The sequence below is a fragment of the Lacticaseibacillus zeae DSM 20178 = KCTC 3804 genome, assembly GCF_000260435.1.
In the GTDB taxonomy this organism is placed as follows: domain Bacteria; phylum Bacillota; class Bacilli; order Lactobacillales; family Lactobacillaceae; genus Lacticaseibacillus; species Lacticaseibacillus zeae.
The window spans coordinates 71,424-92,965 of sequence record NZ_BACQ01000022.1; the positions used below are offsets into that span (position 1 = coordinate 71,424).

Here is a 21,542-nt window from a genome sequence, read left to right on the forward strand (position 1 = left end):
CTCCTATGCTTGGTTCCCAAGACTAGATGACATAGCCCCCGTATTTATGTGGGGGTAGCGTGCCGCGTCTTCTACTTTCGTTTTTGTTCCGTGGCAAGCATTACACAGGCTTTGTAAGTTGCTCTCGTCCAGTCTGTGGTTCCAGTCCACACGTATCGGCACAATATGATCTACCACGTCAGCTTGTACGTATAACCCCTTTGCTTGGCATCGTTCACACAGTGGATGTGCTAGACGATACGAGTAAGACAGCTTGCGCCACGCTTTGGACTTGTAGAACTTAAAGTAACGACCACCAATCGCTTTACGATATGCATAGCGTTCGTTGTCGGACGCTCGTGGTTCTGGCTGGTGCTTATCACAGTACCGTTGATTGAACGGCACTATGGTGTTGCACCCAGCATGGTTACACAGCTTCATAATCATGACAACACGCCTGCCGTTTCTGGTTCAGGCTTATCGTCGCGATAGTAAAGCTGAACGGTTATCATATTATCTGGTGCAGAGAATACCCGAATGAATCCGACTTGCCACCTGTGTGACATCATGAACTTGTCGATGATACCGTTTAGTTCTCCTTGGTACGCAGTATATTCAAATAGTTTCATCGTTCTAAGCTCCTTGGGTTGTCTTCTTGAGTGTCACAACATCGAACGCATTAGGATCATCATCGTAGGCAATAGACTGAATCGCGTACAAGGTGCCATTGAGTTTTATCTGTGTGCTGTCATCTATCGCGTCAGTGTGGCGCACTACGATCGATATGGTGTCCGCTAGGCCTGTGCCCGTGATCTGGTAGGTCTGTGTAACAGTGCGGTTATATGAGCCATAGAACAAGGTTCCTGTCGGCTCAAACGTAGAGATGTTAATACCTGCACCAGTCCTGCGACTAACTGTCTTACCGATTTCAGCCACCTTGTTCAGGCGGGCAATTGAATAGTTCTTCATGCTATTCCTCCTTGTCGAGCTCACCAAGCACCGTAACCACCCATTCTTTGTTGAGATATTGAACGCTCACTTGAGATGCGTGATACGGCGCTGGCATATCTTGATGTGCCTGATCAACGATTTCTTTTAAACTCTGACCATGAAATACTTCCCATACTGTATCCATATTATTTTCTTCCTTTCGTGTTCCAGATTTTCTGGAACAGTGTTCCAAGTTTGTTCCAGAAAATTATTGCTGTATCCCTTGTGGCTCTAGTGTTGTTCCAGATGTTCCAGAAAATATCCAATTTTTCTAACTTTTTTGTAGCCCGCTAGCTCACGGATAATTAAATGTCTTTATTTTTTTATTTCCAAATATCCAAAATTTTCTGGAACTTCTGGAACAAGGGCTTGCTATCCGCGCCGCTAAGGCATTTGTGTGTTCCAAAAACGATTTATTTTCTGGAACAGTGTTCCAAAAAAACTGGAACAAGGGGCGACTACTCGTTAAATTGATCATTTATAAGCGAACCCGTTAGATGTAAGCCAATGAATCGCTGAACATTTCCACCGTCGCTGTTAAAGCCCCTTCGGCTTCGATCTTTAGAAACGTGGTAGGCAGCTAGTTTTTTCGCGATCGCTTGTGTGCTGGTTTTATCAGTGTAGTTGTTCATTTGACAAAAGCGCTTATATTCAGCTGTTACAACAGTGGTTGCTTCACCGCGATCATCTTTTGTATCGATAGTGGCGTATTCGTCAAGGAATTCTTTAAAGTGATCGTTTGCGTCCAGCCACTCTTGGCTTGCGTTTACTACCGAATCATGTTTTGTCAGGCCACCGCTTTTAAGCGCCTTGGCAAACATATGCATGCATTTCATAGCGAAGCGTGGAGTTTCTTCGTCCATCTTGGCATCGTCAAACTGATCCCACCAGTGTGTGTGTCGGGTGTCACCGTTAATCATCTTGATCACGATCACCCGATCAGCAAAACCGCTGCTATGGTCACTGAATGCGGGCATTTCATTGGCACTGAACAGTAGCTTGGCATAATTCATGAACTTAAAGTTCTGAATGCCTTTAAACTCGGCTGGAATATAATCCCCACCAGTTAGTGACTTAATCGCGGCTGTGCTCTTGAGGTAATCTGACCCGACGTCTGCCACGATATTTGCTTCCTTGCCGTATAGGTTGGCTGTTTCAAAACGACGGTCACCATTGGCAAGGTCTGCTGGTTTTGATGCTGACACATTGTCACGCCCGATGAGGTTAGTAATTCTGCGAATAAGTGTGCTTTTGCCTTCACCGCCGGTACCATACAACCACAGGAATGCTTGGAATGGACGGTAAGACCGATAGAACATATAACCGATGAATTCCTCAAATGTGATCGCGGCATCGCCCATCATAGCTGCAAGCAGTCGTTCAGTCTCTGGACAATCGTCCCTATCTGGATCGACCGCGTATTCATGGGCGTTCAGCATGTAATTGTCAGCGCTACTTTCCTGCATCTTATTGGTCAGTATGCTGTATGTGCCGTTAGTGAATGCAACTAGTTCTGGATGTGGGTTCTCATCAAATGGTGATCGCTTACCATAGTCCTCGTTGTAGCTGATGCGCTGCAAGAATCGTCTGGCGCCTGTAATATCACTCTCACGATACAGTCCCCATTTGAGCATCTCTTTGGTGGTTCGGCTCTCGGTGGTCTTAGTGAACTCACCCTTGCCAAATGTGCGCCACGTCCCTTTACTGGGCTCATATATCGCGCCTTCACTCAACCCGGGAAAACTCTCTACTCGTGTTTTATCCATGAAGTGGTAGCCGTAGGTGAGAAAGTCCACCTTGATATTCCGATGAATGGTTACGTTTTGGGGATCGTCTTCATCGCGCTGCTCGGCTTGAAACCAAACTCTTAACCAGTTCGGTAACTTGGCAGCAAGCTGTTTGTTATATGCCCGAATACCTTTCTCGGTCTTATCTTGAGGCTCTGGATACTTGTTCACGTCAAATGGTTCTAATGTGCTTTTAGAGATCACCTTGAGCCGGGTAAACTCTGGCGACTTGTTTAGTTCTTCCTTTAAGCTGTCCGTACGCTTCACCCCCTAACTTCGACGCGCGATTTCGCGCTTGCTGATTGAATTGATGATTTTGACTAGCTCGCCATTAGGCAAGGGAGGCCGAACGTAGCACTGATTGACAGTTTGAATGAGATCGGCACATTTATCTGGATCGGCGCCAGAACGGAAGACTGAACCAGCAATGCTTGCCATCCACTGGTTACGGTTCCCCTCGTCTGTGCCATCTACCAGACGATTAATAAAATGTCCAAACCATGAATCTGCGCTGCTGTAATAATTACTCATGTTAGGGTGGCGCTGACGTTGGATTTCATCTAGTAACCACTGAGGTGCTGGGGCTATCTTGGTGATCTTGTGCCCTTTGAGTGGTTGATACATGCCGTTCTCGCGAATGCTAGGGAAAACTGGTACACCAGTCGCAATATAGTCAAGTCCGGTTTTCTCGCCATTTTTAGAGAACAAATCCGATCGACTGGTTAGCTTCAATTCTTTGGGATAGGTGAAGAAAATATGAAGTCCACCGTTTGGCGTTGTTTCTATATAGGTAGATGGAATTTGGCCAGCACGACCATCAGCGCACAATTTAGCCAACGTCTCATTGCCATTAGCCTCGCTTTTATGCCCCATATCAATGTCAAACACCAGCACGCCATCAAGCCCCAAGCCAATATTGTAGTTAGGATGTTCACCCCACCATTTCTTGGCCTGTTCTGGGTCTTTGGTGGCATCTTTGTACCCATGTGAACCAGCAAGTGGTGTTCGTGTCTCTGGCGCAAGGGGATAGACTGCAAAACCGTGTTGCTGATAACCAAGCGCCATTTTAAGAACGTCGACCATCGGCAGCATCTCCCTCCATAAGTAGACGGCGAGCATCAATAATCATGTCAGCAACTGTGTCGGCCAGTGCTGATTGCTGTTCATTATTGATCTGATGTCGCAAGACATTCACCATTGCACTTGTATCGCTCAAAAGTGCCTGTGCGGTTGTATAATAATCTTTCTTCATCATTTGTTTACCTCATCAATCGTTGCCAAGCTGCTATCAACGTATTCTTGAATTGCTTTCAGTAGCGCCATCCATGTATAAAATGAGCGATCCATACCGTATGCCAAGATTGCAGCATTTTTTTCATTACGATTGCTTTGATATGAAACGACAGAGCCTTCCATAATGTCGAATTCATCACTAAGGGCTTCTAAAAGTCCTTTTGCAGTGCTGAGGTTCCAAGACGCCTCACCTAAATCAGGCGCTTTGGTGCTGTTTGAAACATTTTTTATCATAATTGCCTCCATTTTCCTTGACAAAGTAACCAATTCGAGGCAAGCTAAAAGTCGATATAGATTTTTTCGCTTGTCTTCTTCTCGCCTTGAGGTGCCACTCTTGGCGATTTTTTTGTGGCCTCAATTAGTGAACGTTTTTCGGCTTTTTGAGCTTGCCAATACCGATCACAATCAGCGTCAGCCTTTACAAACTGTGGCCACGTCCATCCGTACTTGCTATTTATCATTTTTGCCATGGTCATAGTCCTCTCTAAACTGTAGAAACGCTCTCAGCACGCCACCGTTCATGAAAACCATCAGCATGACGGGGATAACTGTCGGATGAATAAATATCCACGTAATAAGGCTAGTCATCGGCATCATCCTCCTTGATATGGTTAAGGACGATCCGAGCATTTTGCTTGTCTGTTTCGGACGTAGCCGGATCGTTCAATAAAAGTATGGATTCGCTACGTAATACAAAGGCATCAGCGTACCAGCCTTCGTCAGTCTTCATGAAATGATCGTCTGAGTATTTCTGAAGATTAGGATAAAGCTCCTTTAACTCTGCTAGGCTTTCCGGCTCATTACACTTGATAAAACCATTGTCCAATGCGTATTGTGTAGGAACACCGTTTTCGTCAATTAAGTTGGTCTCGACCATGGTGCGATATACCTCATCCTTACCAGCCGTTACGCCTTCAGATTTCAAACCCTCATAGAATTGCTCCACGATTGACGGATAAACTACTTTCATATATTTTCCTCTCTGGCTTTATGTGCCTGTCATAAGTTGCTTACAATTTTCCGCCTGCCCAGCGTGATTACTTGCCGTGGTTATTCATGTAATCGTCTATGTCTGCGGTATTGATCCGCTTAACGCCACCAACCACTTGCATCGGCAAACCTTTTCTAGTCCAAGACAACAGTGTGTTACGAGCCACACCGGCATAAACCGCTGCTTGACCGATGTTCAGCTTTTTAGGCTCATCATGTTGTGGTGCAAGCTTACTAACCGCTTGGATCACTTCCTGATGAATACGATCTTGTAGTTGCTTGTCGAAGTCCTCGGACAACAATAGTTCTGCTTTCATTGAAGCCATATCATTTCACCTCCACGGCAACAAGTTGTTGCTTTGATATCTATAGCTTATTGCAACATTATGTTGCTGTCAACAATTAGTTGCAACTTTGTGCAAAAAAATTTATGATAACGAGGAAGAGAGGTGGCAATTAGATGCAAAATAACATTTTGAAAGCCAGAAAAGACAAAGGCTTATCTCAAGCTGATCTCGCTAAAAGGATCGGGGTTACACGTCAATCAATAAGCCTTTATGAGAACAATAGCCGAGAGCCCAAAATCGACACTTGGCAAAAATTGTCGAATGTTTTAGGAGTTTCAATACCATATCTCCAAGGGATATCGAGTGATCCAACCGCAATTGATGAAACCATCGCACATACGATGACTAATCGAGAACTAAAAAAAATTATTGATGACTTTGAACATGGAAATAAAACTCCAGAAGATGCAGAAAAAGTATTATCTGCTATCAAAAAGTCCATGAGCACCACTGAATCCGTAAATCAAATGCGCCAGCGCGCCATGAATCAGTTAGTTAATAGTATTGAAAACCTCGATTTAGAAAAGATGGATACTTTTGAGATGTTGACCATCAATGATGCAATTCAGCTCTGTATTGCTTTCTACAATGGTTTTCATTCAGATAGGGGTCTGTCGGCATCATTTGGTGCTTTGTTAAGTGGATTACGTTCAATCGTTAAGAACGATGGGCAAGTCGACTACGTCAAGTCTGAATTCATGAGTTCTTTTGAACAGCTTCTAGATGCAGTAACAGCAAAACACGCTTAATTTCTATATCTAATATCATGGCCGAAAAATCGGCCGCCACCTTTTCGCCATTTTCGGCGAAAACTCTCCAATCTAACACCGCCTGCCCAGCGTGACGGATAGGAGAAGAATATGGCAATTAAAAAAGTAAAGCTTAAGTCTGGTGCAGTTCGCTACCGCGTAACGGTCAATGCTGGGCTTGTTGCTGGAAAACGCAAGAATATTGTTCGCAATGTTCAAAGCATGCAAAAAGCACGTCTACTAGAGTCAGAACTCAAGCTAGACGTGGCCAATGGTTTATATGATGAAAACGACACTACCCCACCGGTTCAGACCTTTAGTGATTTGTACAATCAGTGGTGGCCGATCTATGTTCAAACTGTGGAAGGAAGTACAGCCTATAAGACTAAGCAGCTTTTCAATAACCACTTGATCCCTATGTTTGGTTCTAAAACTCTCACCGCGATAAAAACCGGCAGCATTCAAAGTGCTGTCAGTCAGTGGCGAGAAACAACCACCAAGGCATACAAGGAACGTTTCATTTATTTGAAAAAGATACTCTCATTTGCTGTTAAGATGCAGTACATCGAAAAGAACCCCGCAGACGGTGTCGAATTGCCACGCGGGGTAGGATCTGGAAAGTCACCAGTTTACTGGGATAACAAGCAAGTCGCCCGATTCCTAACTTGCATTGATCCTAATAACGATCCAGAAAAGTACACAATGTTTCTGCTGATGGTTAGCACCGGTATCAGGCGTGAAGAACTATGCGCCCTGAACGTATCAGATGTTAATTTCAAAACTTCCACACTGTCAATCAATAAAGCCTATGCAACTGGTCTGAATGGTAAGGAATCAATTAAAGGCACCAAGTCAACCGCGGGTATGCGCACAATACCATTAACCCCGAAAGTGGCAATACAGCTTAAAAAGTGGATAGCATTACTTGACACAAGCAAGATTATCAGCATTCGAGATGATCGGCCACTGTTCCCATCTCCACAACACTTTGAAAAACGCTTAGGCATTAACAGGCCTAACAAGTGGCTGAAAGATATTATTGAAGCAAACCACCTTACACCTCGCATCACATTGCACGGTCTGCGTAAGTCTTTTGTAACGAATATGATTCGCAGCGGTGTTGATGTTTCAACTGTACAGCGGCTTGCCGGTCACTCTACGCCCGATGTGACGCTTCGCATATATGCTGGCATGAATCAGTCGGATGCTCGAGAAGGCATCGACAAGTTAGCAGAATATATGGAACAGGTAACATTTTAGGTAACATTTGGAGTAAGGCCACCGCACGAATGCTGTTATATCAGCGGTTAAGGCTAATGCAGTTGGAGACTCCTCACCTCCATTATTAAGCTTTTAGATACTTTTCGTTAGTCCCGAAATGCTGTTAAATCAGCATTTCGGGGCTTTTTATTTTCGGGTGTTTGGGGTTGTTTTTGAAGTGAAGTGCACAAAAGAGACCTCCCATCCAAAAAATGAGCAAGTAGAAAGTCTTTTTGTTGTACAAAAAAACACCCTGATCGACCAATCAGTGTGCTGCAATTCAAGTCATATTCGGTTTTTGCTGGACCCGCCCAGTATTCTGTGATTGCCGGCTGAGTTTAACATCATCCTCGCAGTGGACTTATTATTACTTAATAACCCGGATCGATTTTATCTCATGCCCATACACAAGGTAAAGTGACGGATCATTGTCTAATCTAATATTGTAACTCTCTCCGTCCTCATCGTCATACTCGCTTGTATAAGCCGTCACCTTAGCATGAGACCATTTATCCAAAGTAACAGCACCCGTGGAATCCTTGAACTCAATAGCAACGATACGCCCAACAAGATTTGGTTTCAATTTCACCTAAGCTCATCCCCTTATATGGCACAACATACATCAGCCCAAAACCAACGTGTTGAGATTAGCCCCAAGCCGCTCCCCACTTTTCAGGAAATTCTTTTTTTCCAAACAACTCGCTAATGAACTTCGAGCATGTCCTAAGCAGCTCGAGAGGACGACAGAATCCATTTCTGGTTTAGAAATAAAAATGATGTCGCCAGAATTACGATTCATTTCTACAATGCCGCCTTTTTTTCGATCGTCTTCTGGATAAAAACTATATGATACTGTGTCGGGTGTAACAGCCAATAAAAACATTGTCAGCATTACTCTACCCATTCTCCTATTTGAAATTCATTAGCACTTTTTGACAGCCATGAGCGGTGCCCGTGATAACGAGCCAAGTTTAACGTCACCGCCTCGATGGACGCTTTAGTTATTCAATAACTTTAATAGACTTGATTTCATTTGCATCAACGCCAATAAATTGCCCCATCAGACGACCCACAGAAGGAATAATCGTCATATAAGGCAACCCATCGTCAGTTTCATCTGCATCAATTGCGTCCGTGACCTTTTCCTGAAGCTCGTAACCGCCAACAGAAGACACCTGAGTTTGTTTCCCAAACTATTCTAAATAACTCTTTATTTTGTTCTTAACCCTTTCAGTATGGTGTGCTTGCCAGCTAAGCTTAACATTATTCTCCGCAGTGAACGCGTTAATTATTTGACAATGTCAATAGATTTAATCTCATCCCCATACACGACATAACTAGTCGGATCGTTATCAAGACTAACTTCGATGTTCTCACCGTTATCGTCATCCAACTCACTCGTGTAGTAGGTCACTAAAGCGTGGCTCCACTTTTCAGGTGTAACAACAGCCTCATGGTCTTTAAAAACGATTCTTACTCGCTTACCTCTAAGATTCTTTGTGAGTTTCATCTTTTGTAACCTCCCCAAGGAACGACGTGGGTTCGCTTCCTCTTACCAGACTCGAGCTTTTCAAGCGCATAATAATTACGCTGAAGGCGCTGCTACTTTTCAGATTTATTATACTTGATCTCCTTGAAAACCGATATTGATTTCGTCAGACCATCTTTAATTAGCTTGGTATACTTAGTGAGTTCTTCACGATTGTTTTTAAAGTTTTTCTTGTGTGCCCATGCTTTATCAAACTCACACCAAAATCAGCAGCATCCTCGAGCTAAAAATCACCTCAGATTAGCCGTGTTTTGGTAAAATAGTAAAGCCAATTCAAAAATTTATAACGTATCCACATTAACGCGTTCGTAGTCGCAGAAACCGGGCTGGCGAACGCTCAGGAGGGAACAACTATGAATCATGAAGTTACCACCTTAATCAGCATTCTCGAATCGGCCGGTTTTTCGCACGACGAACTTGCCGGCACGCTCGCCGAACTGAATGATGCCGTTAATAACGGTCAGGCAACATCCATTCAACTTGTGAGTCCGGGTGCAGCGGCACGCTATATCAAACGAATCAACGATGAAACCATTTTCCAAGCCCGATTCCGTCATAGCGATGAACCGGACCTGCTTAATAATGAATCAAGTGACGAACGGATTGAAAATCCCAATCAGGATTCGTGCATTGTAATCAGCTACGACCCAGCCCAACATTAGAAAGGAGGCGCGCATGAAGAAGATCGAGCATCGACCGATTGCAATCGTCACGATCATCGCCGGCAGTCTCGGCGTTGTCGCCAGTGGCATGAGTCTTGTCTCTGGCATTCTGCTGTTGACCAAGCGTCGCCGATCGTAAGTCAATCAAAAAAGCAAAACACCTGCCGTTGCAACTTGCCCTTAAATTTAGGAACAAGTCACGACTGCAGGTGTTTTTTAATATTCAACAGTCTTCATGCGCTAAAATTATTCAGACGTGGCCAACTTTCTCCTTGCCTTCTTCTTCACGCCGCCGATTAATGGCTCTTATATTGGTGACCCCGTCAAACGTCAACAAGGCAGACTGGTAGTCACCAATGAGTTGGGCTTGCTCGCGGTTGGCACCGTTAAACTGAATTGGTAAGCGGACGCCGACCCGCTGAAGGACATCACCGGAAATCGGGCCGGTGTGACCATTCACCCAATAACGGCGATTCGGTTGGGCTAACGGTATTTTCATATATTGCACTGTCCGGCTGTCGGCATCGGCAAGGACGCGGAAGAACCCTAAAACCAGTCGCTTGCGAGCGTGATCACTTAACAACCACGCCACCTGATTCTGGCCATTGGATTGACGCGGCAACAATAAGCTGAAGTCGCCATTTAGAACGAGCGGTTGCAGGTCGTGATAATAGGAAATCTGATCTTTTATCGTTGCCAGTTCTTTTGGTGTTAGTTTGGTTAAGTCGAGTTCATAGCCTAAAATGCCAAAAGCTGCAACACGAAAACGGGTTGCCAATGGCGTTGTCCGTCCGACTTGTTCATTCGGCACGGCCGTAACGTGATTGCTCATGCAACTTAACGGATAAGCAAGCGCCGTTCCTGATTGGATGGCCAGCCGCTCAATGGCATCGGAATCGTCACTGGTCCAGATCTGTGGGCTATAAAAAAGAATGCCCAAGTCAAACCGTCCGCCGCCACCAGCACAACCTTCAATCAACAGCTGCGGAAATGCCGTCAACAATTTCTGATAAAGCGTATAGACGCCTTGCACATAGCGATGGAAAAATTCGCCTTGCGGATGACCGATTTTAGCCAGATAAGGCGAGTATGCCTCGGTGATACTTCGGTTCAGATCCCACTTAACGTAATCCAGATGCGTTTCGGTGATGACTTTTTGCATCTGATCGAAAATATTGTTGACGACCGCCGGATTGCTGAAGTCGAGCACATACTGATTGCGGGTAATCGAGAAGCGTCCGCGTTTTGGCCGGACAACCCAATTTGGGTGCTTTTGGAAGAATTGCGACCGCGGGGATACCATTTCCGGTTCAAACCACAGACCGAACTGCAATCCGAGGTCGTGAATCTCCTGCGCAAAATGGCCAAGCCCGTCCGGAAACTTGTGCTTGTTGGTAAACCAATCACCAAGTGAACTCAGATCGTTATCACGCGTCCCAAACCAGCCATCATCAAGGACAAAACAGTCCACTCCGACTTGACGCCCGAGTTTGGCTAAGCGCAACAGCTTTTGTTCATTCAAGTCAAAATAGGTCGCTTCCCAGCTGTTTAATACCACTGGACGCGTTTTTTGGCGCCATTGCGGATCAATAATATGCCGCGCTACAAACCGCTGATTGATTTGTGCTAGTCCGGCAAGCCCGCCGGAACTGAAACTAAAAACTGCTTCAGGCGTGGTAAAACTGGTCTTCGGATCCAAACGCCAACTAAAAGATGCCGGATGAATACCGATTAGTAGCCGCGTCTGATCCCACTCGTTGACCTCGATGCTATCCAAGAAATTGCTGGAATAAATCAAGTTGGCGCCATAAGTGTCACCACTGGTAAACGACCGATTGACAGCATGTAAGGCCACAAAAGGATTCTGTTCATGACTGGAAGCTCCGCGTAACGACTCGACCGAAAATGTACCTTGGGTTAGTGGTTGAGTTTGAATATGCCGCTCTTTTGCCCAATTACCAGATAAATGCACAACATCAAATCGACCCTGTGGTAGATTCAAGACCCCACTCAGCATCCGTTGAATCATGACCGGTTCAGAGCCTTGGTTGGTCAAAGTCGCAGCCCGAATCACCGCCGCACTGTCGGAAAAGATGGTATATTGCAACGTCAGTAACAACTGTGCCGTTTCGTCTTCCAGATGAATCGTCAAAACATCAGTCAAAGCCGGGTTACCAAAGCTGGTCGGATGATGCAGATCACGCATTTTCGTGTGACTGATACGATAATCTTTGAATACAAAATTCGGATACACCGGCGCATCATCCTGAGTCACGCTTAAGCTGCCTTGCCGAAAATCGCCCGTGCCGTAAACCGGATACTCCTGCTGGGCATCACCCAAAGCAAATGGCTGGTCATTAGAAAAGTTAGCCATCCAGGCATACGGACTGGAACCTTGGGACAAATAATCTAAGTCCGTATCTGTCAATGAAAGTCGCGGCCCAAAATAAAGGTGACCAAGCTGCCCATTTGGCAACAGCGAACACAGGTAACTGATTTTCTGATTGTATAAATGAAAGGCATGATCGTGAATAACGTCGATCAATTGAGATCCTCCTTTGATTTTGTTCATTACCTTCGTTATAGCATAGAATGAGTGCAAATGTTGTTTTCTGAAAAAGCAATTATGAATTTTCCAAACCAGCACCAGACACTTGCCGGCGAATATTTTCGCTTAAATAGCAAGATGTTTACAATCGTAGAAATAACACCAGTCGCCTCATCACAAAAGCCGGAAACTGTTTTCAGAATTTTGAAAACAGCTCCCGGCTTCTGTTTATTTTTGCGGATCCCAGCCCGCAATATCTTTTGTTGAAAAAGTATACGTCAGCTTTCGATGATAGGCCGCTTCATATGCCCGACATTTTTGCCGGTAATCACGTTCCATCATTTGAAAACTGTTGTCGCGAACCGATAGTTTGGGATCGGGATAAATGGGATCAAGAACGTGAAGAATGTAGCGAACTTCCCGCAGTTGTTGATTTTCCCGAGCTGGCAGATCACGAATTTCCGTGAAACAGGAAATAATCGGCACATTCGCAGCTGCCGCGTAAAAATAAGCGCCGCGCTTTGGTGGCCGCGGTTTTCGGTAATTAAACCACATTTCCTGTTCTGGATAAATCAGAACCCAATGATTCCCGTTAAACGCCGCCGTCAGCATTTGCAAAAACGGCCCATTCAAAAAACTTGGTCGCCCGGATAACGGAATCGTGTCATCATAGTTCATGACAAATCCCAACAACCCCTTCATGGCCAAGTTCGTATCCTGACTCACGATATACATCCGATGACGGCCCGCCAATCGAACCGCTTTACGTACCGCCATATTTTCAAAAGGACTGAAGTGGTTGCTGGTAATGACTCCGCCGCTTTTAATGGACCGAATCTTGTCAATGCCAACAACGTCGACATCTTTCGTCACCCGCAACGCATAAGCATTCACCATGAGGCGGCAAATCAATGTTTTGAGCCGAAACGACCACGCCCGCCGCTGATGGAGGTAGCGGTTGATAATCGCCGTTTCTTCTGATTCAGAAAAAGTCGGATCATGCTGTTCGACTTTGACGTTGAACGTTTTGGCAGTAACCGCTCGGCGAATGTTGTCAATCACCGCCGCCCGATCCGGTCCGACAAACTTCCCCGATTTCATAGCGCCACCTGTTCACCGTGATTGACGGCATTTAAAACGGTGTTACTTGTATGACAAGCTTGAACTGCCGTCTCCAACATACCGGCCATACTATCACGATCGGCTTGCTGATCAGCGGGGGTAAACGCCGCTAACTGCTGTTTCAAATCCTTTTCAAAGCCGGAAGCCGGCGCATAATGCCAAAACCGATCGCTTAGCTTGGCATTTTGATAGTGCCACGGCTTACCAAAAAGATTATAGTGAATCAGCTTACCACCAGGTTCTGCAGCGGTCGGCACGCCAGTTTGCATGTTCCAGACTTTCGGCAAGTACTTGATCCGATGCTGGGCAATGACGTTAATGTAATCCTGATCAGCCGCAATCATCGTAAAATGATACGTTTTCAGCAAATGCAGGAAACGGCTTGAAAAGTGTTCCTTTCGCAACTGAGCCAGATTCATCAATAATACACCAGAATTAATATATTCGCCTGGTTGAACGCCAAAATCACGCTGGATGTATTCGATCGTCTCCGGATAAGTCATCATCACCGGATCAGCCACCCCGGCAAATAAATGATCGCCCATATCCGTTGCAAATAAGGCAGTTAGATCCCCATCCGCCACCGTATCTGCATCGATATAAATAGCTTTATCATATTGCGGAAACATATCGGCAATGAACAACCGAAAATAAATTGTCAATGTGACATAATCACCGCGTAACTTATTTGTGTCGCCACTAATTTGTTTGGTCACTGCATCCATCGCAATGAACCGGATCTTAAAGTGCGGTGCTGCCAATGCCGCCAGTCGCTTTTGGTTCTCCGCCAATAAGCCGCTGTTAAGAATATTGATCTCAAAATCAACTTGGGGATTTTTATTGGCCCGAATCGAGGTTAGCGCAACGGCCAGACAAGGGACATACCCATCATCTACCGAAAAGAAAATTGGAACTGTGGTCGTATTGGTCATTCAAGACACTTCTTTCAATTTAGGTGCGAGATGGCGGTAGTCTTCCAACAAATCATCATATTCATGTAAACCTAGCTGCTGATGCACGGCCTGAATCTGCCAAGGCTTGACGGTGATAATCCGAAACCACGGCCAGAAACGAAAAAAAGTCGTGAAATGTTGAAAGACGGTATCCGGTTTAAGCTGATGCTGCTCGTTATATTTTTGCGGCATGATTCGTTTAAATTTGGCCTTTATGTTCAAAGCACTTTGATCCGGCATGAACAGCCAGCGATGCCGAACCAGCCGCCGACACCGAACCAACAAACCATCTTCCCGAATATGGGCAAGATTCATCAACAGCACGCCGGAATTAAGATAATCGAACCAGGCAAGCCGATGATGAAACCACCATTTGCCATAATGATCTAGGACACCGGCAATATCAATATCCGTCATTGATTGATTGTAAAACGCATCAAACGGGCGACGGCAAATCACATCCGTATCCAGATACAACACGCGGTTAGGCAATTCCGGTACCAAATCGGCATACAGCCGGAGCATACAGTAAGGCGTAAACATCGTGCCCATGTTAGCACGCGGTGGATTAGCCAAGAACTGGTCCGTGATGTCAATCCGCGTCAGTTGATGAGCCGGATTCTGTGCCTGCATCAGCTTCGCCATCCGCTCAGCTGTGGCGGCGGAAAAGGATTGATAGTGGTGGTTCTTGACGTTCAGCTCGGCCGTTAAAATAAAAATGTGCAACGGTTGACGAGACTGCCGCATTAACGACAACGTAGCAATCAAAACGCCATCCGTCATGTTGGCATCTCCGCAAAACAAAATATTCGTCGTCACGGACATGTCCCTTCCTTCTGCTGATACTGAATATACTCGGCATTACTTAAAGAGGCACGGGCAACCATGGTCTTTTTTACCTGACCTGCTAACGCCTCTTGCCGCAACTTGATTGGAAGCTCGCAGTCAGGCCAAAAAGGACCATCAACGTACAAAATCCGCCGTGGTTTGCGCCGCCAGTGGCGTTTTTGATACGTCATGGTGGTCACAAAAACCGGCGCATCAAGTTCGACAGGATAATGAAACGCACCGGCCTCAAATGGGCGGATGCCGGTATAATACGGCCAGACATGGGCTTCAGGATAAATCATGACAACATGCTTAGCCTGAATAAGCCGTCGAATTTCGGCATTGAAATCGCGCAGTTGATGCAAATGATGCGGAACCAAGACGCCTCCACCATAAGGTACCAAACGACCTAGAATCGGAACGCTCAAATTCGCGGCTGCGGCCAGCGTATACACCCGCCGCGATTGATTCACCCGCATCGGCGTAAAAACATCCCCAAACGGCTGGGTGTGATTGCCATAAACAAAATAGCCGCGACCGGCTGCTTGACGAAAAACCTGCCGATTGCGAACATGCAGCTTTATGCGACAGTAACCTTGGGCAAACAGCCATGATCCGCCATAAACAAGATCCGCTTTTAGTCGAAACTCACGCGTAGGCTGCCAATGATAATTAGCAGGGATGGCGGAATTTTGATTAGGAGCAGCCACAACATCATCGGTCAACCGCCGATAAGTCAAAACCTTTGCCATCAGAATCCCCTTCCTCGTTGTGCTGAGCGTGAACCGGCCCGCTTAAAAGCTCATGTAAAGTGGCCTTGGATGGCTGCGTCCAAGACCCTTAAAGCAGGCTTCTGTGACTGCAAATGCGTTTACGGAGCGCATATAAGCCACTACCATCTCAAGCCAAGAACCGCATTCGCATTATTAATAACACCAATCATAATACTTCCGCACTTCCTGAGCCATTAACAGCATAACGCGTTAGCAAAGTTAGTCAAGCCTAAATGCAAGCTCTCTGAGTGATTGCTCAATCAAAAGGGTCTGATTTATCAACTTTAAGCAGCTTCATTCAATCTCCTACTAAGTTTACGCTCATTTTTTATTGTCTTGATTCATCGATATTCGCTAGCTTTTTGCAGCGCGGCGCAATCGACGTAAGATAAAGAGCGTCACAATCCAAACGACCGCAAAAATCAGTGCCGAAAGCATTGCCCGATCGAACAGCATAATAATGGCGGTCAGGAAGAGAAAACCTAAAACAAGGTAATCCGAAACTGGATAGAATGGCATCCGAAAGCCTTCCTTATGTGGATATAACTTTTTATACCGCAAATGCGCCAACATGATCATGGCCCAGACAAACAGAAAGCTGATCGTGGCCATACTTGAAACTAACGTGAAAACCGCGCCAGGAAGGAAAAGATTCAAAACAACCGCTACCGCAATGACGGCGGTTGAAATTAAAATAGCCCGAGCCGGCACCTGCCGCCGTGACAATTTGGCCGCCCATTGCGCTGATTGACTTTTACCGGTGACCGTCAATGAGAAAAGTAGCCGACCAGTACTGAAAATAGACGAATTACATGCCGAAGCTGCGGCAGTTAACACAACAAAATTGATGATATCCGCGGCAAATGGAATACCCACATTATTGAAAACCTCAACAAAAGGACTGTTAACCGGCGAAACATGCCGCCACGGATAAATACACATGATGACAAATAGCGCGCCTACGTAAAACAACAGAATCCGCATCGGAATTTCGTTAATGGCCTCAGGAATCACTTTATGTGGATCCTTTGTCTCACTTGCCGTCAACCCGACCATTTCGATTCCGACAAAACTAAACACGACCATTTGCAGCGACATCAAGAAGCCGCCAAAGCCTTTGGGAAAAAGCCCACCATCATTGACAAGGTTGGCCAAGCTTGCATGGCCGAGCGGGGTTTTGAACCGAACAATCATCATGAAAATGCCCAGGACAATAAGACCAATAATCGCGACAATTTTGATCAATGCAAACCAGAACTCCGCTTCGCCAAAAAGCCCGACGCTAACCAAATTCAGTAACAGCAAGACAGCTAATGCAATTAAGCCCGGCAACCACTGCGGAACGTCAGGCAACCAAAACTTAATGTATAAGCCGATGGCAGTCACTTCGGCCATTGCCAGCGCAACCCAGCAAATCCAGTAAGTCCAGCCTGTGACCCAGCCGGCATCTTTACCCAAATACTTGGTAATAAAGTCAATAAATGTATGCGAATCCACATCAGACATCAATAACTCGCCCAATGCCCGCATCAACAAGAAACAGATGCCACCAGTTATTAAATAAGCAAACAAAATCGAAGGACCGGCCGAGTGAATAGATTGACCGGAACCCAGAAACAAACCAGTTCCAATGGTGCCCCCAATCGCAATCAGTTGAACATGGCGACTTTTCAAATTCCGTGCGAGTTCAGGTTGATCATCTTTTTCGGCTGGCATGCGCTTCCTCCTTAAATATAAATGATCCGAGTCAGCTAAGAAGACAGTAAAAAACCGACTTCTTAACCAAATGTTTTTGATTCGACAAATTTAAAAGTTTGGATGTTAAATTCGAATATGACAATACGACCGCTGTTATGTCATTGTACACGGCAACAAATACTGACAGGTGCTTTCAACCAGTTCATCACAGCAATATCATGTCATTATCAGGAATGGTACATATCGTTTAACGAATGTCCGTATTAGAAAAATTATACACCATTTTCAGAAAACCCCAAACCAACCACTAATCGACAATCTTAATTTGTTCGGGCGTCATTTTATCTACCAGGAAGCTTTGAAGGGTTTGCGGTGCTTGGCGGAAATGCAATCTTAAGACAGTCACCTGCCCCATTTGCGCTAATAAAAGCGTCCCGGTGCCTTGTGCCTGCAAAACAAGCCCACTCAGATTTTGATACATCCGAATACTGCCCAAACCGCCAATAATAGCAGGATCCGCCAAGCCTTTTTGCCAGCTTGCAAAGCAAAGAAACATGACCACGATGAATCCACCGCTGACCAAATCGTCAAAATGGCGACTTTGTTGCAACGTTAAAACCAGACTAAAAGCGGCGATCGCCAGATAAAAAATGATCCGCCAGACTTTTGGCGTTGCACGGATCCGCACATGCACAATATCAAAAATGGTGACACCGACCGAAACAATAGCAATTAAAACATACGCAATACTTAATAACGACATAAAGGCCCTCCTGTTGGTGATAACTTATTCTAACCGATTGCGCGTAAAAAAGCAGGAACCCACTCGCAGAGCGTGAGCAGGCCCGGTTAGAAACCGGAGTGTAAGTGGTCTCAGGCGTGATGGCCCGGTCTTGGCCATTGCGTCTGAGGTCCTTACACGCAGGTTTCTGGGCCTGCGAACGCGTTTTGAGGCAGCAAAGAAACCCAAACAGGCACTGGAGACGCGTTGCTAAGTCTCCAGTGCCTGTTTGGTTTCATGAAATATGACAGTGTTTCTGTGTGGATGTGCCCCACCGAAGCAAAAGCCGCTGACGCTAACGCTTCTGATACAACGTTATCTACAACACAATATTGGCTGCAGCCCAGTCCTTGACCTTAGCAATGAAGGATGCAAACGCGTCGCGATCGTTGAGGTCCGGAAACTGTCCAAGTAAGACCTGCTTAGCGCGTTTGACGTCAGGACTTGGTTTCTGCAAAATCAATAGGCTCTTTTCCGCATTCTTATCAGCAAAAAAGTCATCCGGCAAGTTTAACAAGCCCTGAAAATACATGGCCTTTGCCAGCCATTTGGTTAAGCCTTCTGCCTCTTTAGAGCGAAACACCTGACTAGGCACATAAAACAAGCCTAATCCGCCCGGCTTCAGGACGTTCATGCTTTGCTCAATTAACAGGTGATGCGCATAAGAATGGCCTTTTTTGGTGGCAGTCGCAAACTTTTTAGCGCGTTCATCAATCGGGTAATAGCCCACTGGCAAATCTGAAACCACCACGTCAGCATCTTTAAACAAAAGATTGTCCAAAGCATCTTGATGAAATAAATCAACGTCTAAGTGTTGAAGACTGCTACTCATTCCTGCTACTGCCAGCAACGCCTCATCATTATCAACGCCAAAGCCTTTGACTTCGACATTCCAGGCCTTGTGAAGCTGATTCATGACCGCAAACAACAAATTTCCGGTGCCAACAGCCAAATCAGCAACCCGCAGTTGATCAGGATGTTGTTGAATAAAGATGGTGATCATAAACGTCGCAAGACTAGCCATTGCGTCCGGCGTTATTTGTTTGTTCGGCTCAATCCCATCGACTTTAATAGCTTTCACCAAAACCAACTGTAACGCCTGACGAATTTCTTCCGGCTCATAGGTAGCCAGCTTAATTTGATCAAACAGCGCGGTTAGCTTCTTTTTTGCCTCATCATTAGGCAAACCATCTTCCTGCATCACCTCACCTGAGTCAAGATCCTCTCCGGCCTCGGTAATCGCCGCAATAAAGGATGTTTTCAACTGTTGATTCAAGATCGTCGTGCTGTCATCTAAAACATGGTAAAGCTTTTCAAGATGTTCGTTTGCCAAACCAGTGCCTCCTCGTTACTCTGTCAGTCAACGCGCGCCCTCACAGGATATTTTTCATGACCTTGGCTGACGCCTTGTCTACCAGTGTACTGATTGGCAAAAGCTTATTCAAGCATCTCTGCCTTGGAACCCTGAGTTTCTGTCGACTTTGTCTGAGGCGGCTGAATTTCCGTGAACGGTGCTCCTTCAACTGTTGTCGAGCTTGATTCCACAGCACCACTGGTTGAAGAGCCTTGATTGTTAGATACATTTTCTGAAGTTTGTTTGTCGGCTTCCTTTTGCTGTCGCCAGCGCGAATAAGTGGTCTCAAATTGCGCCTTTTCAACTTTCAAGATCACGCGATATCGCTGTTGCCACGATTTAAATTGCTCAAACAGACCAACCGTCAGCGATAAGAAAATGCCAAATAAAATTAACGTGTTAATTAACACACTTCCTCGCAGCTTCATGGTTCCAAAAACACCCCGCCTTCGAAAGGTTGCGCTGATTTTAGTCGTAAGACATATAAAAAGCCTTGCGAAGTTGCTTGGAATTTAGCTGCTTTAAGCTGCATGAATAAAGGAACATGTCCATCCTGATTTGGTCTAGAACGAATCATACCTTCATTGCCACGTTTAGCATAAAACTCAAACTCGTACGTTTTGCTTTTGGAACCGTCCTGCCCTTCAAGCTTTACACGACTTTCCTTCAGCTCTACCATTTTCATTTTATGAGTACGGACATCAGCCTGTAGATCCTGTTCCGCTTGTAGGGCATGAATTAAATACTGATCCTGCTGGGTAAAACGTTGAATACCGGCTAAAAGTGGTTGCCAAAATAGCATCACGATCATCATCAACCCCAATCCGACAACCACTTCAATCAAGCTAAAGGCTCTAAGGTTTAAAGGAAAAAGTCCGAGTTTTTTGGTCGGCATAAACACTGACCTCCTTCGCACGCACCTCGACTTGCCAAACATTGGGTCCCACCCTCACTTTCGTTTTTCCACCAGGTGGGGGTAATCGGACCAAGGCAACGCGGGCAGCATAATAAGCTGTAGTTTCTTCCCGAGCAGGAACCACAAGTTTTTGATACGTCCGCATTAATAAGGTCAGCCAACTAGCTGCAATCAAGACCACCGCCAGGGCAGCGAGGTGCTCAACTAGCAAAACAGCGCTCAGTTTTTTTTGAATACCGCTCGCCCCCATCCTAATTGAAAGCTTACAACCCAGAATTTCCCCTTAGCGTACTGAAAATTCAACGAACGAGCCTTCCCAATTTTTGCTCTTGGGTTAACAATCAACGTCGAGTAGCCGTCAAAAGTTAAAGAAGGTGGTAATTTCAATATACGAAATGTCCCATTTATCGTTGAAAACTCGACCTGCTTTTTAGAACCATTCACATACATGTTGCCATTAACGGTGTCACCCCTTGCTTTCATTTTCAACATTTCCCACTCTTCAACCACTGTTTCCATAAACTCCCGCTCCTGCCGATGCGTCAGGGCCCCTCGTCCAACCGGCACCGCTACCAAAGCTAATGCCGTCAAAATAAACATCACCGCAACGACCTCAATCATGGTAAAGCCGCTTAACCGTTTCATTTAGTGAATTTTGGCGGTGAACCGGATGTTAGTTTATAACCGCCTTTCTTAAGCGCATCAGCCTGACTTTGCGAAATCACGTCTTTTTTGACCAATTGATCAGGGGAGCTAAAATCAACGCCACCTTGATCAGGCTCGTTGTAAGTCATTTCCAACTGAGTATTGACGGTCGCAACCGTGGCCTTCAAATTTTGCGTATCGACGCGTTTCATCTGTCCTTGAATCGTCAGAACCAAGGCCAACGTTAACAAAATAATCACACCTAAGGCTGCTACGACTTCGATGAGCGTGAACGCCCGTAACTTTTTCCGTCGCATG

General features: G+C 45.6%; 31 protein-coding genes. 4 read left to right on the plus strand and 27 right to left on the minus strand.

The genetic code is table 11. The annotated features are described in order from the left end of the window. Positions 1–3: 3 nt before the first annotated feature. From GSO_RS03865 to GSO_RS03920, 11 genes are all read right to left on the minus strand, one after another. Entirely contained in the window at positions 4–426 is a 423-nt protein-coding gene (locus tag GSO_RS03865) for an HNH endonuclease signature motif containing protein (RefSeq protein WP_010489225.1), read from the minus strand. After that, positions 423–608 (minus strand): hypothetical protein, encoded by a 186-nt coding sequence (locus tag GSO_RS03870; RefSeq protein WP_010489226.1) that lies wholly within the window; start codon positions 606–608, stop codon positions 423–425. The genes GSO_RS03865 and GSO_RS03870 overlap by 4 nt, the downstream gene beginning before the upstream one ends. Positions 609–612: 4 nt before the next feature. Then, a complete protein-coding gene (locus tag GSO_RS03875) occupies positions 613–948 on the minus strand; it encodes a phage head closure protein (RefSeq protein WP_010489227.1) in 336 nt (111 codons plus the stop codon). A gap of 1 nt (position 949) precedes the next feature. Beyond that, the gene (locus GSO_RS18080; RefSeq protein WP_003574353.1) at positions 950–1,114 is read right to left on the minus strand and encodes a hypothetical protein; all 165 of its coding nucleotides are present in this window, start codon (positions 1,112–1,114) and stop codon (positions 950–952) included. A 313-nt stretch (positions 1,115–1,427) separates the two neighbouring features. Further along, the gene (locus GSO_RS03885; protein ID WP_010489228.1) at positions 1,428–3,023 is read right to left on the minus strand and encodes a DNA primase family protein; all 1,596 of its coding nucleotides are present in this window, start codon (positions 3,021–3,023) and stop codon (positions 1,428–1,430) included. Between the two features lie 3 nt (positions 3,024–3,026). After that, complete coding sequence (locus GSO_RS03890; protein ID WP_010489229.1) at positions 3,027–3,839, minus strand: bifunctional DNA primase/polymerase; 813 nt, start codon at positions 3,837–3,839, stop codon at positions 3,027–3,029. After that, a complete protein-coding gene (locus GSO_RS03895; protein WP_010489230.1) occupies positions 3,823–4,011 on the minus strand; it encodes a hypothetical protein in 189 nt (62 codons plus the stop codon). Before GSO_RS03895 ends, GSO_RS03890 begins: the two co-directional genes overlap by 17 nt. Continuing rightward, entirely contained in the window at positions 4,008–4,283 is a 276-nt protein-coding gene (locus GSO_RS03900) for a hypothetical protein (RefSeq protein ID WP_010489231.1), read from the minus strand. Before GSO_RS03900 ends, GSO_RS03895 begins: the two co-directional genes overlap by 4 nt. A gap of 44 nt (positions 4,284–4,327) precedes the next feature. Next, positions 4,328–4,519, minus strand: coding sequence for a hypothetical protein (locus tag GSO_RS03905; RefSeq protein WP_010489232.1), 192 nt, complete (start codon positions 4,517–4,519; stop codon positions 4,328–4,330). A 110-nt stretch (positions 4,520–4,629) separates the two neighbouring features. After that, positions 4,630–5,019, minus strand: coding sequence for a hypothetical protein (locus GSO_RS03915; protein WP_010489234.1), 390 nt, complete (start codon positions 5,017–5,019; stop codon positions 4,630–4,632). Positions 5,020–5,086: 67 nt separating this feature from the next. Then, a complete protein-coding gene (locus GSO_RS03920; protein WP_010489235.1) occupies positions 5,087–5,365 on the minus strand; it encodes a helix-turn-helix domain-containing protein in 279 nt (92 codons plus the stop codon). 134 nt (positions 5,366–5,499) lie between these two features. Between GSO_RS03920 and GSO_RS03925 the strand changes: the two genes are divergently transcribed. After that, positions 5,500–6,135 carry a helix-turn-helix domain-containing protein gene (locus GSO_RS03925; RefSeq protein ID WP_010489236.1) on the plus strand — a complete coding sequence of 212 codons (636 nt, stop codon included), beginning with the start codon at positions 5,500–5,502 and terminating at the stop codon, positions 6,133–6,135. Between the two features lie 111 nt (positions 6,136–6,246). Then, positions 6,247–7,395 (plus strand): tyrosine-type recombinase/integrase, encoded by a 1,149-nt coding sequence (locus tag GSO_RS03930; RefSeq protein WP_010489237.1) that lies wholly within the window; start codon positions 6,247–6,249, stop codon positions 7,393–7,395. Positions 7,396–7,762: 367 nt separating this feature from the next. On the opposite strand, the gene GSO_RS03935 is transcribed toward GSO_RS03930, so the two are convergent. The 4 genes from GSO_RS03935 to GSO_RS03950 all read right to left on the minus strand — a co-directional run bounded on the left by GSO_RS03935 (position 7,763) and on the right by GSO_RS03950 (position 8,905). Next, a complete protein-coding gene (locus tag GSO_RS03935; protein ID WP_010489238.1) occupies positions 7,763–7,984 on the minus strand; it encodes a hypothetical protein in 222 nt (73 codons plus the stop codon). Between the two features lie 33 nt (positions 7,985–8,017). Further along, complete coding sequence (locus GSO_RS03940) at positions 8,018–8,287, minus strand: hypothetical protein (protein ID WP_010489239.1); 270 nt, start codon at positions 8,285–8,287, stop codon at positions 8,018–8,020. A gap of 109 nt (positions 8,288–8,396) precedes the next feature. Further along, on the minus strand, positions 8,397–8,570 hold the full coding sequence (locus GSO_RS17700) for a hypothetical protein (protein ID WP_155807518.1): 174 nt from the start codon (positions 8,568–8,570) through the stop codon (positions 8,397–8,399). A gap of 113 nt (positions 8,571–8,683) precedes the next feature. Then, positions 8,684–8,905: a hypothetical protein gene (locus GSO_RS03950; protein WP_010489240.1), complete on the minus strand. Its 222-nt coding sequence runs from the start codon at positions 8,903–8,905 to the stop codon at positions 8,684–8,686. Between the two features lie 392 nt (positions 8,906–9,297). Here GSO_RS03950 and GSO_RS03955 point away from each other — a divergent pair, with 392 nt between their 5' ends. Together GSO_RS03955 and GSO_RS18500 are read left to right on the plus strand one after the other, a co-directional pair. Continuing rightward, complete coding sequence (locus tag GSO_RS03955; RefSeq protein ID WP_010489241.1) at positions 9,298–9,606, plus strand: hypothetical protein; 309 nt, start codon at positions 9,298–9,300, stop codon at positions 9,604–9,606. A 13-nt stretch (positions 9,607–9,619) separates the two neighbouring features. Next, positions 9,620–9,745, plus strand: a complete 126-nt coding sequence (locus GSO_RS18500) for a hypothetical protein (protein WP_257789391.1) — start codon at positions 9,620–9,622, stop codon at positions 9,743–9,745. Between the two features lie 111 nt (positions 9,746–9,856). Here GSO_RS18500 and GSO_RS03965 read toward each other — a convergent pair whose 3' ends face one another. From GSO_RS03965 to GSO_RS04025, 12 genes are all read right to left on the minus strand, one after another. After that, positions 9,857–12,151: an alpha-galactosidase gene (locus GSO_RS03965; protein WP_010489242.1), complete on the minus strand. Its 2,295-nt coding sequence runs from the start codon at positions 12,149–12,151 to the stop codon at positions 9,857–9,859. A gap of 231 nt (positions 12,152–12,382) precedes the next feature. Continuing rightward, entirely contained in the window at positions 12,383–13,255 is an 873-nt protein-coding gene (locus GSO_RS03970; protein WP_010489243.1) for a lysophospholipid acyltransferase family protein, read from the minus strand. Then, complete coding sequence (locus tag GSO_RS03975) at positions 13,252–14,208, minus strand: glycosyltransferase family 8 protein (protein ID WP_010489244.1); 957 nt, start codon at positions 14,206–14,208, stop codon at positions 13,252–13,254. Before GSO_RS03975 ends, GSO_RS03970 begins: the two co-directional genes overlap by 4 nt. Beyond that, complete coding sequence (locus GSO_RS03980; RefSeq protein ID WP_010489245.1) at positions 14,209–15,048, minus strand: glycosyltransferase; 840 nt, start codon at positions 15,046–15,048, stop codon at positions 14,209–14,211. Beyond that, positions 15,045–15,809, minus strand: a complete 765-nt coding sequence (locus GSO_RS03985) for a lysophospholipid acyltransferase family protein (protein WP_010489246.1) — start codon at positions 15,807–15,809, stop codon at positions 15,045–15,047. The genes GSO_RS03980 and GSO_RS03985 overlap by 4 nt, the downstream gene beginning before the upstream one ends. A 375-nt stretch (positions 15,810–16,184) precedes the next feature. Beyond that, the gene (locus GSO_RS03990) at positions 16,185–17,546 is read right to left on the minus strand and encodes an amino acid permease (RefSeq protein WP_010489247.1); all 1,362 of its coding nucleotides are present in this window, start codon (positions 17,544–17,546) and stop codon (positions 16,185–16,187) included. A 289-nt stretch (positions 17,547–17,835) separates the two neighbouring features. After that, positions 17,836–18,291 carry a hypothetical protein gene (locus GSO_RS03995; RefSeq protein ID WP_010489248.1) on the minus strand — a complete coding sequence of 152 codons (456 nt, stop codon included), beginning with the start codon at positions 18,289–18,291 and terminating at the stop codon, positions 17,836–17,838. 337 nt (positions 18,292–18,628) lie between these two features. Continuing rightward, positions 18,629–19,642 (minus strand): class I SAM-dependent methyltransferase, encoded by a 1,014-nt coding sequence (locus GSO_RS04000; protein WP_010489249.1) that lies wholly within the window; start codon positions 19,640–19,642, stop codon positions 18,629–18,631. A gap of 104 nt (positions 19,643–19,746) precedes the next feature. Continuing rightward, positions 19,747–20,073: a hypothetical protein gene (locus GSO_RS15520; protein WP_156397769.1), complete on the minus strand. Its 327-nt coding sequence runs from the start codon at positions 20,071–20,073 to the stop codon at positions 19,747–19,749. Positions 20,074–20,087: 14 nt separating this feature from the next. Next, positions 20,088–20,558 (minus strand): type II secretion system protein, encoded by a 471-nt coding sequence (locus GSO_RS04010; protein ID WP_010489251.1) that lies wholly within the window; start codon positions 20,556–20,558, stop codon positions 20,088–20,090. A 240-nt stretch (positions 20,559–20,798) separates the two neighbouring features. Continuing rightward, positions 20,799–21,200: a hypothetical protein gene (locus GSO_RS04020; protein ID WP_010489252.1), complete on the minus strand. Its 402-nt coding sequence runs from the start codon at positions 21,198–21,200 to the stop codon at positions 20,799–20,801. 20 nt (positions 21,201–21,220) lie between these two features. Further along, complete coding sequence (locus tag GSO_RS04025) at positions 21,221–21,541, minus strand: type II secretion system protein (protein ID WP_010489253.1); 321 nt, start codon at positions 21,539–21,541, stop codon at positions 21,221–21,223. Position 21,542 lies beyond the last annotated feature (1 nt).

Coding starts and splice junctions, on each gene's coding strand:
- GSO_RS03865 (WP_010489225.1), bottom strand. CDS start 426: ATGATTATGAAGCTGTGTAACCATGCTGGGTGCAACACCATAGTGCCG.
- GSO_RS03870 (WP_010489226.1), bottom strand. CDS start 608: ATGAAACTATTTGAATATACTGCGTACCAAGGAGAACTAAACGGTATC.
- GSO_RS03875 (WP_010489227.1), bottom strand. CDS start 948: ATGAAGAACTATTCAATTGCCCGCCTGAACAAGGTGGCTGAAATCGGT.
- GSO_RS18080 (WP_003574353.1), bottom strand. CDS start 1,114: ATGGATACAGTATGGGAAGTATTTCATGGTCAGAGTTTAAAAGAAATC.
- GSO_RS03890 (WP_010489229.1), bottom strand. CDS start 3,839: ATGGTCGACGTTCTTAAAATGGCGCTTGGTTATCAGCAACACGGTTTT.
- GSO_RS03895 (WP_010489230.1), bottom strand. CDS start 4,011: ATGATGAAGAAAGATTATTATACAACCGCACAGGCACTTTTGAGCGAT.
- GSO_RS03900 (WP_010489231.1), bottom strand. CDS start 4,283: ATGATAAAAAATGTTTCAAACAGCACCAAAGCGCCTGATTTAGGTGAG.
- GSO_RS03905 (WP_010489232.1), bottom strand. CDS start 4,519: ATGGCAAAAATGATAAATAGCAAGTACGGATGGACGTGGCCACAGTTT.
- GSO_RS03915 (WP_010489234.1), bottom strand. CDS start 5,019: ATGAAAGTAGTTTATCCGTCAATCGTGGAGCAATTCTATGAGGGTTTG.
- GSO_RS03920 (WP_010489235.1), bottom strand. CDS start 5,365: ATGGCTTCAATGAAAGCAGAACTATTGTTGTCCGAGGACTTCGACAAG.
- GSO_RS03925 (WP_010489236.1), top strand. CDS start 5,500: ATGCAAAATAACATTTTGAAAGCCAGAAAAGACAAAGGCTTATCTCAA.
- GSO_RS03930 (WP_010489237.1), top strand. CDS start 6,247: ATGGCAATTAAAAAAGTAAAGCTTAAGTCTGGTGCAGTTCGCTACCGC.
- GSO_RS03940 (WP_010489239.1), bottom strand. CDS start 8,287: ATGCTGACAATGTTTTTATTGGCTGTTACACCCGACACAGTATCATAT.
- GSO_RS03950 (WP_010489240.1), bottom strand. CDS start 8,905: ATGAAACTCACAAAGAATCTTAGAGGTAAGCGAGTAAGAATCGTTTTT.
- GSO_RS03955 (WP_010489241.1), top strand. CDS start 9,298: ATGAATCATGAAGTTACCACCTTAATCAGCATTCTCGAATCGGCCGGT.
- GSO_RS18500 (WP_257789391.1), top strand. CDS start 9,620: ATGAAGAAGATCGAGCATCGACCGATTGCAATCGTCACGATCATCGCC.
- GSO_RS03970 (WP_010489243.1), bottom strand. CDS start 13,255: ATGAAATCGGGGAAGTTTGTCGGACCGGATCGGGCGGCGGTGATTGAC.
- GSO_RS03975 (WP_010489244.1), bottom strand. CDS start 14,208: ATGACCAATACGACCACAGTTCCAATTTTCTTTTCGGTAGATGATGGG.
- GSO_RS03985 (WP_010489246.1), bottom strand. CDS start 15,809: ATGGCAAAGGTTTTGACTTATCGGCGGTTGACCGATGATGTTGTGGCT.
- GSO_RS03990 (WP_010489247.1), bottom strand. CDS start 17,546: ATGCCAGCCGAAAAAGATGATCAACCTGAACTCGCACGGAATTTGAAA.
- GSO_RS03995 (WP_010489248.1), bottom strand. CDS start 18,291: ATGTCGTTATTAAGTATTGCGTATGTTTTAATTGCTATTGTTTCGGTC.
- GSO_RS04010 (WP_010489251.1), bottom strand. CDS start 20,558: ATGCCGACCAAAAAACTCGGACTTTTTCCTTTAAACCTTAGAGCCTTT.
- GSO_RS04020 (WP_010489252.1), bottom strand. CDS start 21,200: ATGATTGAGGTCGTTGCGGTGATGTTTATTTTGACGGCATTAGCTTTG.
- GSO_RS04025 (WP_010489253.1), bottom strand. CDS start 21,541: ATGCGACGGAAAAAGTTACGGGCGTTCACGCTCATCGAAGTCGTAGCA.